This window comes from Vibrio sp. 2092 (assembly GCF_033339635.1).
Lineage (GTDB): Bacteria > Pseudomonadota > Gammaproteobacteria > Enterobacterales > Vibrionaceae > Vibrio > Vibrio alginolyticus.
Genome location: NZ_JAWOUY010000019.1, coordinates 17980 through 30691, shown reverse-complemented (window position 1 = coordinate 30691; position 12712 = coordinate 17980). Strand labels below are relative to the sequence as shown.

The 12712-nt window shown below is 46.9% G+C and carries 14 protein-coding genes; 7 read left to right on the top strand and 7 right to left on the bottom strand.

Annotation, left to right across the window (positions count from 1 at the left end):
* Positions 1-140 precede the first annotated feature (140 nt).
* The 4 genes from R7P80_RS23775 to R7P80_RS23760 all read right to left on the bottom strand — a co-directional run bounded on the left by R7P80_RS23775 (position 141) and on the right by R7P80_RS23760 (position 3573).
* On the bottom strand, positions 141-626 hold the full coding sequence (locus R7P80_RS23775; RefSeq protein WP_025768760.1) for a VOC family protein: 486 nt from the start codon (positions 624-626) through the stop codon (positions 141-143).
* Between the two features lie 139 nt (positions 627-765).
* Positions 766-1095, bottom strand: a complete 330-nt coding sequence (locus tag R7P80_RS23770) for a DUF4144 domain-containing protein (RefSeq protein ID WP_033907198.1) — start codon at positions 1093-1095, stop codon at positions 766-768.
* A 24-nt stretch (positions 1096-1119) separates the two neighbouring features.
* Positions 1120-1656, bottom strand: a complete 537-nt coding sequence (locus tag R7P80_RS23765; protein ID WP_033907197.1) for a DUF924 family protein — start codon at positions 1654-1656, stop codon at positions 1120-1122.
* A gap of 69 nt (positions 1657-1725) precedes the next feature.
* A complete protein-coding gene (locus tag R7P80_RS23760; protein ID WP_225491993.1) occupies positions 1726-3573 on the bottom strand; it encodes a M3 family metallopeptidase in 1848 nt (615 codons plus the stop codon).
* 276 nt (positions 3574-3849) lie between these two features.
* Between R7P80_RS23760 and R7P80_RS23755 the strand changes: the two genes are divergently transcribed.
* The gene (locus R7P80_RS23755) at positions 3850-4212 is read left to right on the top strand and encodes a hypothetical protein (RefSeq protein WP_017634365.1); all 363 of its coding nucleotides are present in this window, start codon (positions 3850-3852) and stop codon (positions 4210-4212) included.
* Between the two features lie 70 nt (positions 4213-4282).
* On the opposite strand, the gene R7P80_RS23750 is transcribed toward R7P80_RS23755, so the two are convergent.
* Entirely contained in the window at positions 4283-4456 is a 174-nt protein-coding gene (locus R7P80_RS23750; RefSeq protein WP_202600834.1) for a hypothetical protein, read from the bottom strand.
* A gap of 234 nt (positions 4457-4690) precedes the next feature.
* On the opposite strand from R7P80_RS23750, the gene R7P80_RS23745 reads away from it, so the two are divergent.
* The 3 genes from R7P80_RS23745 (at position 4691) to R7P80_RS23735 (ending at position 8497) form a co-directional block, all read left to right on the top strand.
* Complete coding sequence (locus tag R7P80_RS23745; protein WP_213880277.1) at positions 4691-5833, top strand: sugar diacid recognition domain-containing protein; 1143 nt, start codon at positions 4691-4693, stop codon at positions 5831-5833.
* A gap of 158 nt (positions 5834-5991) precedes the next feature.
* Entirely contained in the window at positions 5992-7344 is a 1353-nt protein-coding gene (locus R7P80_RS23740) for a GntP family permease (protein ID WP_054575250.1), read from the top strand.
* A 16-nt stretch (positions 7345-7360) separates the two neighbouring features.
* The gene (locus R7P80_RS23735; RefSeq protein WP_213880278.1) at positions 7361-8497 is read left to right on the top strand and encodes a glycerate kinase; all 1137 of its coding nucleotides are present in this window, start codon (positions 7361-7363) and stop codon (positions 8495-8497) included.
* Between the two features lie 95 nt (positions 8498-8592).
* On the opposite strand, the gene R7P80_RS23730 is transcribed toward R7P80_RS23735, so the two are convergent.
* Positions 8593-10029: a PLP-dependent aminotransferase family protein gene (locus R7P80_RS23730; RefSeq protein ID WP_225491992.1), complete on the bottom strand. Its 1437-nt coding sequence runs from the start codon at positions 10027-10029 to the stop codon at positions 8593-8595.
* A gap of 92 nt (positions 10030-10121) precedes the next feature.
* Between R7P80_RS23730 and R7P80_RS23725 the strand changes: the two genes are divergently transcribed.
* From R7P80_RS23725 to R7P80_RS23715, 3 genes are all read left to right on the top strand, one after another.
* A complete protein-coding gene (locus tag R7P80_RS23725) occupies positions 10122-11021 on the top strand; it encodes a DMT family transporter (RefSeq protein WP_017634359.1) in 900 nt (299 codons plus the stop codon).
* A gap of 66 nt (positions 11022-11087) precedes the next feature.
* A complete protein-coding gene (locus R7P80_RS23720) occupies positions 11088-11375 on the top strand; it encodes a hypothetical protein (RefSeq protein ID WP_005374318.1) in 288 nt (95 codons plus the stop codon).
* A 153-nt stretch (positions 11376-11528) separates the two neighbouring features.
* On the top strand, positions 11529-12119 hold the full coding sequence (locus R7P80_RS23715; RefSeq protein ID WP_225491991.1) for a type II secretion system protein: 591 nt from the start codon (positions 11529-11531) through the stop codon (positions 12117-12119).
* Positions 12120-12156: 37 nt separating this feature from the next.
* On the opposite strand, the gene R7P80_RS23710 is transcribed toward R7P80_RS23715, so the two are convergent.
* Complete coding sequence (locus tag R7P80_RS23710; protein WP_053308054.1) at positions 12157-12684, bottom strand: GNAT family N-acetyltransferase; 528 nt, start codon at positions 12682-12684, stop codon at positions 12157-12159.
* Positions 12685-12712: the final 28 nt, after the last annotated feature.

Below are 12712 nucleotides of genomic sequence, written 5' to 3'. Positions count from 1 at the left end.
ATAAAGTGACCTTAAAAGTGGTGAGAGAAATGATCAAATTCCAGATGTTTTTTTGCTAGAGCGAGTGCAGAAACACTGCAACTCAAAGCAAACAAAAAAGGCTAGCGTATTGCTAGCCTTTTGGAATATGGATGGGGCTATTACTCGTAATCAGAAGCGTAAGTTTCTTCGTATGAATGTGAGTAAAGCTCGAATAGGTTGCCGAATGGGTCTTCTAGGTAAACCATTTTCGCAGGCTTATTATCGTCTTCTGGGTGGTAACGCATGATGTCCATGCGCACTTTGCCACCTAGTGCTTCGGTGCGTTTGATAGCACCTTCAAAATCGTCTGTCTGCAAACAGAAATGGAAGATACCGATGCGAGAAAAATCCACTTCATGGCGCTCTTGACGCTCTTTCATTTCGAATAATTCAAGGCCGATGCCATCACTTGTCACAAGGTGCGCAATGTTGAAGCCTTTAAAGCCTTCCCCAAAGACCGCAATACACATTCTGCCAATTGCCGTTTCGCGTTCTTCAATCACTTTCGTGTTGCCCATAACGACTTTTAGACCTAGCGCTTGCGTGTAAAACTCAACCGCTTTGTCCATATCTCCGACCATAATACCGACATGATTCATTTTCATTTGTTTGCTCCCAACATGTGTGTTTGAACGTTGTCTTGTTTCGATGTGGGAGAGTATATGGTGTGATATTGATTACATGAAATTATCATAAATTATAAAAATGATAATTTTATTTAATGATGTGCGTATTGGGATTGATTTAGTGAGCTAAGGCCTCAACAGCTTGCCTCACCGAGGTGAAATGAATCTTGATAATGCACCGTTGCGCGAGGCTGAATTCATGCGATTGGATTAATGACGTAACCTCTTCTACGGACAGCGTTCGTTCTTTTGGATGTAAAAGAGTGGTGTTCGAACCATTGTTTTTCAATTCAAACGTGTTGCCATTTGAGTCGATAACGTAATCATCTTGCCCAAAAATGAGGGCTTCGCATTCAGAGTCTAAGTCGGACTGGGAATGCGTGTAGATCAGCTCATCGTCGCCGTCTAGTTTTAGCAAGCATGGCCAGCATACTGCGTGGTCTCTCATGGTTAACTCATTATTCATTGTTATTTAGAAACTTGACCCTGGTTGTTGCAAAAACGCTAACTCTTCGGGAGTGCTCTTTCTTCCCAGTATCGCATTGCGATGAGGATAGCGCCCAAACTGGTCGATGATGGCTTTGTGTTTTAGCTCAAAATCGTAGTTATTTTCAAGCCCTGATGCGCGAAACAATTTTTCAGCTTGGACATGAATGAGGCGAGATTCGCTGTGCATAAACGGCATGTACAAAAAGCTTAGCTGCTCGGGCGCTAATTCTTTGTCGTGACCTAACCGAATTGCCTCTTGAGCCAATGCTAATGCGAGTGGGTCTTGTGCAAACGCTTTTGGGGTGTTGCGATACACATTACGTGAAAACTGGTCGAGGACGATGATTTCGGCCAATCGTCCTTGTGCGCTGTCACGCCAATTAAACAGTTCACAACGAGCCGCTTGTTCTAATACCGAGGCAAATCGCGATGTAATACGCTTGTCCAGTTCTGGGTTGTTTTCAAACCAATTTTTGGGCGATAGCTCCTCGAACCAAAATTTGATGACTTCTTGGTACATGGATCTTCCTTCCTATTGCATTAGCTAAAGAATAAAAAGCCAGAAGGCGAGCTCCTGGCTTTCTGCGTGTTATCGACCGTAAGTCTCTATGATGTAATGTTCAAAATCGTCACACATTTGTTCGTCAGAGATGGCGTTGCTTGCCAGCTCTTTACTGCCGTCGACGACTTTAATCGCGGCGTTCAGTGAAGCGACTGATGCTCGCTCTCGCGTCGCAAGTGAGTCGATTTTCTTCTGCTGCACTTCCCATGCCTGTTCTGGCGACAGGTTACACACGTCTGCAAGGTATTTGGCATTGAAGCCTTCGCCAGTCAGGCTGACAATGGTTTCGTTGTGCGACAAGTGATTGCCTGCGTGCCAGTAGTGTTTTGCCAGCAGTGGGCCAATTTCTGGGTTATCCGTCAGGTAACCAAACTTCTCAAGGAAGTATGCTCGGGTCTGATACACCGCCATGTGCGCGAGTAGATAACCTTGATACGCACAAGCTGCTTCGTCGGATAGCAAATGTGGAATCGCCATCAGTGGGCGAGGGCTGCATTCCAAACCAAGGATCTGTTTTTCACAGTCGCGAGCCAGCTTAGTGATGCGTTCTGGCGTTAACTCGTCATCGCTCAGTTGATATAACGCGCGTTCAAAGTACGGCACAACCAAGATGCTACGTTCTTCATAAGCTTTGAATGGCTGACGACTGTTGATCATCGCTTGAATGATCTCATCAGGAACCGGATTCCCTTCATCATCCAGTGCGTATTGTTTTAGCCAATCGGCATCGGTTAACAGGCTGTCACAGAACATCGACTGAGTTTCAGCATAAGCCATTGACGTCGGCGCAAACTCCTGCGAGAAACAAGGTGCGTTCATTTTTACGTTCGCAAAGTGTGCTGCGTGGCCACCTTCGTGGAACAGCGTGTTAATGCCATCGTAGCCGCTGCCCACTTGGTCTGGTTTGGCATTACTGGTGAAGTTCACCTGCGCTGCGACCCATTCGCCTTGGTTATAGAAAGAAGGGATAGGGCCGTGGCAGAACCCATTCGGGTACTTACCTTTGCGATCTAGTAAATCCAGCGTTAGCGTCGCGCCAGAGTAATCAATATTTAGGCGACCAAATGATTCTACCCAGCGTCTCAGAGATTTTGAGAACGGCACATATGGGTCAAGGTCACGCATAACGTCACCCGCGAATGAGTAAACAAAGTTGTAGCTTGCTAGTGCGCTTGCGCCTTTCTCTTTCGCCAAGTTTTCTAAGCTGTTTAGATGCGCATCTCGCGTGCGTTGTTCGAAATCTTCCAAAATTTCGAATAGCTGTTCAGAGCTCATCTTTTCCGTTTTTTGCACGGAGTAATCAAAGAAAGTCGCATAACCCAGTGAGCGAGCGAACTGGTTGCGCAGTTTGATCAGCTCTATAAAACCGTTTTGCAGTAGCCATTGTTCAAGGTTCAGCAACGCTTGATGAGCCGATTGGCGAACTTCTTCATGATTGCTGGTGCGAATGGTTGAGCTTAATACGGGCAGTGAACCTTCTACTTGCTCGCCGTTCTCATCGGTAAATGTTTGTACGTGGTTCTGTTTTTTCTCGAAGAGCTCAGCTTCAAAGGCAATGAGCTGATTTTTCAACGCTTGTGCTTTTTCGCCCTCGATAGCGTGAGATTCAAACATCGCCAGCCAACCAGATAGACCCGTAATGGTTTGTTGTTTCTCTTGTGGGTCGGTAATTGAGTCCGCGGCTTCAAGCTGTTGTTTGATGGCAGTAATTTGCTCGGCGTTGCTTAAAAAGCTTGTCCATGCCGTTTGTGCTTGCGTCGAGCCATCATGGTCATCGCTGATCCCCATGTAAGTTTCCCAAAAGAAATCTTCTTTGGTGCGGTGAATCGCAAGGTAACGTTGATTGAGGTCGTTGAGATAATCCGTTGCGGTCATTTTGATCCTTCAAATGGTTTCGTTATGTAGACAGTTGATTATTGCACGCTTGGTCGCGAGAAAGGAACGCTAATCTCATTTGTCGATTTTGCATCGCGTAAAGGTGATTTTACTATTTGTTTACATTTGGGTGGGTTAATAGGAGTTCTGAGCTTGCAGTGTTAAGACTGGTATGGAGTTTACAGTTTATTAAGTAATTAATCTGCGGTGCGCTATCGATGATCCTTATCAGGTGTAATAAGATTTCCATATCGTGGCGATACAGTTGGAAACGATATGATAAATAAGACAAAAGTTACGTTATTGGCGGTAGGTACGATTTTAGTTGGATGTTCCACAGTCGCGCCACCAAGAAATGATGCGGTTGAAAGCATTCAACAAAAGTGTTCTGTGATTTTAAGCAATGATGTTGCGGGCGATCAGCGCTGGCAGACGTACAACGGCTTGCTTGTAGAATATGCCGTGCATGGCGTTAAGAGTCAGGCACAACTGGAACGTTTTGAAGCGTTTGTGCAGAGAGTGCAAGATGATGAGTCTGGACAGTTAGTTACAGAGTTGATTGAGGTCACCGACTGGGGATGCTCAAACGGCAATTATCTTGAAGAGATGAGCTTGTTTATTCAAGAAGTTCAAAAGTAAAAAAACCGAGCGTTAAGTCGCTCGGCTTTTCTGTTTGTGGAGCGCTTTGTGCGCTGGTTAGTCAGGACGTTTACTCCTCTGGATACTCGCCCATACCTTGCGTTTTACCTTCCGCTTTCCAATGCTCTCCAGGGGCAAATGCTTCATCGCATAAATCTACGGTGTAGCCCATTTCTGTGATTTCCTTCAAAGTGAGGTTATCTGCAATTTTTGCGACTTCACCCGATTTATTCCGTAACTCCATGTTGATCTCTCCTCTGTAGGTAGACGAGTGGCATCAATGCACAGTGAAGAATGCATTGGTAACCTTTGTTCTAAGTATATAACCCGCTGCTAAAAATTAAGGTTTAATCCACTTTTTAAACATGGTTAATTGGATAATGCTTTGAGCTGCTTCCGTTATTTAGAACCGCAGCATCGCGATAGTTTGCCATTTGTGATTTATTGAGTGATTAAACGGTCAATTTGGAAACTCGAAATGGTGATTCTCGACCACGCTTTAGCACAACAAATTGTTGATCGAACCATGTCCATCATTGGTCACAATGTGAATGTGATGAACTCAGCAGGCATCATTATTGGCAGTGGCGATCCCAAACGCGTTGGGCTAGTGCATGATGGCGCGGTATTGGCGTTGAATCATGGCGATTCACTAGAGCTGAATGAGCAGCAATGTTTGACGTTGCAGGGTGTCAAACCCGGAATCAATATGCTGTTGAAATTGCATGGTGACGTGGTCGGTATTGTTGGTGTGACAGGCGAGCCAGAGAAAATCCGAGATTTCGCCAAACTGGTCAAAATGACCGCTGAATTGACAATCGAGCAAGCTGCACTGGTGGAAAAATTTCAGTGGGACAGACGTCATCGCGAAGAGTTTATTCTGGCTTGGATCAATGGCAAATTGACCGATGAAGAGCTGAAAGATTGGGCGATGCGTCTTTCTATCGATGTGACTCAACCACGGGTGGCAACGGTGATTGAAGTCTCGACGCCGTCGGCCTCAAAAAGCATGAAGAGTGTGCGCAATATTGTTGAACTGCTTGAATACCCAGAGCGTAACAACCTAGTTGCGATTGTCTCGGTGAATGAAATTGTGGTGTTGAAACCGTGTCATTCCGCCAAGCAGTGGGATAGCCAAGTTGAAAGTGAGCGCATTGATAAGTTGATGTCGCGTTTAAGCGATCACGATTCGCATACGTTTCACATTGCGCTAGGGCAGCTGTTTAATGAGCCTAAAGATGTCGCGTTGTCATACCAAAGCGCGAAGCAGGTATTAGCCATTGGCAAGCAGTTCTACCCAGAGAAACGTAAGTACCTGTTCGATGAACTTCGTTTGCCTGTTTTGTTAGCGCCGTTGGCGGATATTTGGCAAGGTGAACAAATTATTGATGGTGTGAAACGGTTGAAAGAGAAAGACAAATCTGGGCAATTATTGAAAACCCTAGATGCACTGTTTGAATGCAATGGCAATGTAACAGAATGCTCTAAAATGCTGTTTATTCACCGGAACACTCTGCGCTATCGGTTAGAGAAAATCACCGAGATAACAGGGCTACCAACTACCAATTTTGTGGGGTTAGCGGAGCTTTATATTGCGACTCGGCTCTCAAAAATGTCGTGATGTTGTGCATTTGCACAATACGCGTTATTTTTTGACCACATCATTTGTCACTCCGCCTAAAGGAATTCGAAAGCAAACGATTAATAATTCATGCGTCCCTACATGTTGAGTGAGCCAACACGGACTCGCTCAGCAAAATAAGAATAAATGGAGTTATCATGAACCTTATATTAATCCTGCTTGGGGTGATCGCATTTATTGTGCTCACGACCACCAAACTCAAATTACATCCCTTTTTAGCGCTGATCATCGCGGCGTTCCTTGCGGCATTTGCTTACGGCTTACCGGCAGATAGCATTGCCAAAACCATTGCTTCTGGCTTTGGCGGCATCCTTGGTTACATTGGTTTGGTTATCGTTTTGGGTACCATCATTGGTGTTATTTTGGAAAAAAGTGGTGCGGCGATCACCATGGCCGATACGGTCATCAAAGTGTTGGGTGAGCGTTTCCCAACATTGACCATGAGCATCATCGGTTACATCGTTTCTGTTCCAGTATTTTGTGATTCAGGCTTTGTCATTCTGAACTCGCTCAAAGAATCACTCGCTAAGCGTTTAAAAACCTCAAGCGTTGCGATGAGTGTGGCGTTGGCAACTGGCCTATACGCAACGCACACGTTTGTGCCGCCAACTCCTGGCCCGATTGCCGCTGCGGGTAACTTAGGCCTGGAATCTAACCTTGGTTTAGTGATTGGTGTGGGTGTGTTTGTTGCAGCGGTTGCGGCGTTAGCGGGGATGTTGTGGGCGAACCGATTCCAACATGTTGAACCAGATGGCATTGAAGCCGCAGAAGAAATTCAGCAAGACTGGCAAGCACTCAAAGCGTCTTACGGCAAATTGCCAACGGCGAGCCAAGCATTCGCTCCTATTTTTGTTCCTATCTTATTGATCTGTTTTGGCTCTATCGCGAAATTCCCAAGCCTACCGCTGGGCGAAGGTTTTGTGTTTGATGTTCTGACTTTCTTAGGGCAGCCACTAACGGCATTGGTGATTGGCCTGTTCCTTTCTGTTCGCCTACTCAAATCAGACAACAAGATTGAAGAATTTGGCGAGCGAATCAGCCAAGGTATTACGGCTGCTGCGCCTATTCTTTTGATTACTGGTGCTGGTGGCGCATTTGGCGCGGTATTAAAAGCCACGCCGCTAGGTGAATACTTAGGTACGACGCTATCGGCGCTGGGCGTGGGTATTTTCATGCCATTTATCGTTGCGGCTGCGCTAAAGTCGGCGCAAGGTTCATCAACGGTTGCATTGGTGACCACATCGGCTTTGGTTGCGCCTATGCTTACGCAATTGGGGCTCGATTCAGAAATGGGCCGCGTATTAACGGTGATGGCGATCGGTGCTGGTGCGATGACGGTTTCTCATGCAAACGACAGTTTCTTCTGGGTAGTTTCGCAGTTTAGCCGCATGTCGGTGGGCTTAGCGTACCGCGCGCAAACCATGGCTACGCTCGTTCAAGGTGTCACGGCAATGGCATTGGTGTACATTTTGAGCCTCGTTCTCTTATAAGTCTCTGGAAATACGTATGAAAGTGGTAATTGCACCTGATTCATTTAAAGAAAGCTTAACCGCCAAACAAGTGAGCGAGGCGATCAAAACAGGTCTTGCTCGCGTATGGCATGATGCTGAGTTTGTTACGGTTCCGGTCGCAGACGGTGGCGAAGGCACGGTTCAATCTTTGATAGATGCAACTCAAGGCGAACAAGTCTTCACAACAGTGACCGCGCCATTAGGGAATGATGTTGAAGCGTTTTATGGCATTCTCGGCGACGGCGAAACCGCGGTTATTGAAATGGCGGAGGCCAGTGGTCTGCACCTTGTGCCGAGTGATGCTCGCGACCCAAAACTGACCAGTAGCATTGGTACTGGACAGCTGATCAAACACGCGCTAGATAGAGGTATTCAACGCTTAATCATTGGTTTGGGCGGCAGCGCTACCAATGATGGTGGCGTGGGCATGTTGACCGCGTTGGGGGTGGCGTTTCTTGATGAATCTGGTCATGCAATTACCCCAAATGGAGGCGGGTTAGCGGCGCTTGCGTCCATCGATATTTCTGGTCTTGACCCTCGTTTAGCAACTTGCGAAGTGTTGGTAGCGTGCGATGTTGATAACCCACTCTGTGGTGACAAAGGCGCGTCGGCTATCTTTGGCCCGCAAAAGGGAGCGACCGTATCAGACGTTACTCTGCTCGATAACGCATTGCGCAAGTTTGGCGAGTTGACGGAACAAGCGACGGGTATGCATGTACTGACTCGTGAAGGGGCGGGTGCTGCTGGTGGTATGGGCGCGGCCTTGCTCGGGTACACGCCAGCACGTTTGCAACCGGGAATTGAGATTGTGCTTGAAACGGTCAAACTTGCTCAGCATGTTGCGGATGCGGATATCGTATTTACAGGCGAGGGTCGAATCGATCATCAAACCGCACATGGCAAAACGCCGATGGGCGTTGCTCAGGTCGCCAAGCAGTGTAATTTACCAGTCATTGCATTAGCAGGCTGTGTGGGCGACAACTATCAGGCGGTTTATGAGTGCGGCATTGATGCGGTGTTTGCTTGTGTACCAAGGGCGATGAGCTTACCTGAGGCCATGAAAGAGGCCGACGTCAACGTTGCTAACTTAGCCGAAAACGTCGCGAGAATGTGGCAAATTAAGTCGCACTGAAGGCGATGACGATATGAAAAACTCCACCTTTGCGTGGAGTTTTTTGTTGTTACGTGTTTGCGTGTGTAGGCATAAGTTCATTTAGCAAGAGCGAGTTAACAGGCATGCTTTGCTATCAATTTTGCCAGTGTTTGCATCGCTTGACTCCAATCGGTTTCATGACCAAAGTTTGCCACGCTGAGGCGTACGCAATGCCGATATTGCCCTTGAGTGCCAAATACGGTGCCGGGAAGTAGGCTGATTCTGTGCTTATTGCATGCTTGATACAACGCATAGCTGTCCGTGTCTTCGGGCAGTCGCAACCAAAGTAAGAACGAGCCTTGTACGGCGTTGATCTGGTATCGATTTTTTAGAGGTTCGTATTCATCCAAGTATTGATGAAGCATCTGGATAAATCGTCGCATGTTGTTTTGATAAACCCGACCCATTCGCGCAGTATGCGTTCGATACTTGCCTGACGTTAGAAACGTTGCCACGGCGGATTGCATCAGGTTCAAACTGCCCATGTTCTCACACAGTAGATATTGCTCAATTTGATCTCGATATCGCCCCGCCAACATCCAACCAATTCTCAAACGCGAATCGAGCGTTTTGGATAACGAATTTACGTAAATTACGCGTTGCTTGTCATCGAGCAATCTCAAGCTTGGCAACGGCTTATCATAACTTAACCCGCCAAACACATCGTCTTCGATAATAGGAACATTGCCGGACGCCAATAGCAATTGCTGGCGCTTTTCTAACGGCATCATGGCACCAGTAGGGTTGGTGAAGTTTGGTGTTACGATGATCGCTTTTATGTCCCATGTCGCCATTGCTTTTGCTAAGGCTTCGGGGCACATACCGTCTCGTGGGCAACTCGGGATTTCCACCACTTTGAGGCCGAGTGATTCGAGCATCAATAAGTTTCCAAAATAACAAGGAGACTCCACCGCGACGATATCGCCTTTTTGTGTCGTTGCGCGCAGCGCTAGGCTTATTGCTTGTTGCGCGCCGTGCGTCACCATGATTTCATCCAATTTGGCTGGTGTGCCCAAATCTTGCGTGATTTTCGCCAGTTGTTTAATTAAGAGGTGATCACCGGGTGGCAACTGGTAATGGCTCGGTACATGCGTTTGCTGGCGGCTGTGACGGCCGATCTCGGCGTACAAGCTTTTGATCGCGGGAGAGTCAATGTTTGGGTGGGCAGAACCGGTAGGCAAACGCTCTTGGTATTCAGGATAAGTAAGGATTTCTTTGCAGATCGAGAGCAAATCCACGCGAGTCGGATCCGGAATTGAGCGAGAGGTCGGCAAAGCGACTTTAACTCGATAACCCGATTTGGGAACCGAGTACACCAAGTTTTGTGCTTCCAGCTCTTGATACGCACGAATCACGGTATTTTTACTGACGTTTAATTCTTGGCTCAACGAGCGAATGGAGGGCAGTCGATCATCCGCCTGATAAACGCCACCACTGATGGCTTGTTTGAGGTGTTTTTCCACCACGAGGTACTTATTCCCTTCACCGCTTCCCAATAAATCTGTACCCATAAAAACACTTCCATCTGTCACTTTTTGAAAACACTGTACCTAATTACATTAGCAGTATCTCAAAACATAAAACAAGCGTGAGTGAGGCGATCATGTTAATCCGAGCCATCCCTTTTGTATTTGTCATCCTTTGGGCTTCTGGATTCGTTGGTGCGCGTTTTGGTTTGCAATATGCCGAGCCAGCGACACTACTTTCTATCCGTATGGCATTCAATGTCTTATTGTTTTTGGTTCTTGTGGCGGTATTGCGTAGAAGGTTGCCGACAGGAAAAGATTTTTGGCACAGCTGTGTGGTTGGTGCATTGATCCACGGTTTCTATCTGGGCGGTACTTATTTCGCTATCGCTTTGGGTATGCCTGCTGGGTTGAGTTCGTTGCTGGTGGGTATTCAACCGATTTTAACCGCGGCTTTGCTGGTGGCGTTTGTTCGTGAGGAATTTAAACCCTCGCAATGGTTGGGTTTGGCTCTTGGTTTTGTCGGTATCGCTATGGTGTTGATGGGCAAAATGGAGTGGCAATCCGAGCAGCATAAAGTGTTGGCCATTGGTTTGTGTTTATTGGCTTTGGTTGGTATCACGCTAGGGACGCTGTATCAGAAAAAACATTGCCAACAAGTGGATATGGTGGGTGGTGCGACGGTGCAATATTTGGCCGCGCTCGTCATGTTTCTGCCCGTTGCGATGCAGTTTGAAACCATGCAAGTGCAGTGGGAACTGGAGTTTATTTTGACTGTGTTGTGGTTGGTCGTCGTGCTCTCTTGTGTAGCTATTCTACTGCTGCTGTACATGGTTAAGAACGGTGCTGCATCGAGCGTAGCTTCTGTATTCTACCTGGTGCCGCCAACGACGGCGATTCAGGCTTGGCTCGCGTTTGGAGAGTCATTTGATTGGATGGGGATTTCTGGTTTCGTACTGGCAGCTACGGCGGTGTATTTGGTGGTTAAAAAGCCGGATCTGACGATAAAGAAATCGATTCAAACAGAATATACCTAAATTGGGTAGGGACATTTGCGTATCAGTGGGTACAATCTGCTTCATCTTAATCCGTGGAGCAGAATGATGAAGGTAAAGCCAGATCGAATGACCGCCATGCGTAGCATCATAGAGCAAGTAAAAGCGGAACTACCAATTTATGAACCAGAAACGTTTGTATGTGGACCAGAAGGGCAGTGCATTGGCTGTCCGAAGAAATTGTTGGAAATGGTCGATTCAGAAGTCACTTATTGGGAGTCAGCCATGGAGCGCGGCATTGTTCCGCAGTTCGATGAGATTCGTCGTTTTGGCAAAATGTGCACGAATGTTCGTCGTGGTCTGGTGCGAAATAATGTGCCTTTACTCAGTAACTAGAGAGTAAAAACCGTCTAATATCTGACACATAGCGTCGTTTTGTTACACTGCTCTTTGGGTGCTGTTCTCAAGTTTGCGTGGTGTTTGTCTCTTCTTACCCTTTGGGCCTTTAATCGTAAAAAATTGGCGATATATTGGCTCGGTCTCACATGGATGTGGGGCTATTGTCTTGGGCTAGTTGAGATAAGAAACGTGAAATCAAAGGGATTTACGCTGATGGAAATCACCATAGTGCTTACCACTTTGGCTTTCATCGCATTAGCTGCTTTACCAGTACTACTCGATATTCATCGCCAAGCATACGCTGCGATGCTGCACAGTTCTCAGTCTTCTTTGGGTACGGCTCTCAAATTCTTTCATGCTCAATCAGTGATTGATAACGCTTACGCCCAAGAGCACGTTCACTACATTGACCGACATGTCAAAACACGCAAAGGCATGCCAGAAGCGAGTGCCGATAGTATTCGAGCTTTGTTAGAAATCGATCTACCAGCCAGAGGTTATTCGAAAATTGACGTGCCGTGCAAAGGCAGTGATTTTTGCATCATCGGTCTGCAGCACCCAAACAGTGCTCATTTTGTCGCTATTCGTGATTATCAGTTCTTAGATAAATCGGGTGTTGATCGCGTTGTGTACATTTGGCCGCAAGGTTACACACTGGCAGAAGAAGCATGCTATTTCTATTACGTGAATCAAGCCTCTAACGATTCAATTGTTCGAGGGCATGTGACGCAAGGGTGTTAACCCCGAATAAGTGTTGCGAACAACGGTTATCGTGACTCTACAAATCGGGTTTTTTCGAACGGCTTTGCGCTTTATACAATACCATTTTTTGACTCATCAAGACTTTACCATTTGGCAAGGTCACTTCCCCAAGTTCCCCCTGATGTTCAAATCCAAACCGTTCATACAAAGCAATCGCTGGTGTGTTGGTTGTGTATACGTAGAGTGCGATTTGGTCGTAACCAAATTCCCAACCACGTGCGATCGCGACTGCCAATAGTTTCCGCCCCAATCCTTTGCCTCGGTAGTTTTTGTCGATGTGAATACCAAGAATACCGACGCGAAGGCGTTGCCCTCTTTCGTAACCGCACATCTCAGCTGGGTAGATTTCAACACTACCGATAAGTTTTTGGCGGTCAAACGCGACAAACTGAGGGATGGACTCGTTTTCCACACGTTGCAGGATTCTGCGAAGCGTTGCGTTATCGGGTGCCGGAGAAATCAAAAATTCCCCTTCGGAGTACACTCGATTCCACAGCGCGGTGAAGCGCGCGATATCGCTCACCTTGATGGATCTGATTTGCATTCATCTTCCTTGATTAGTGCAGGTTAGT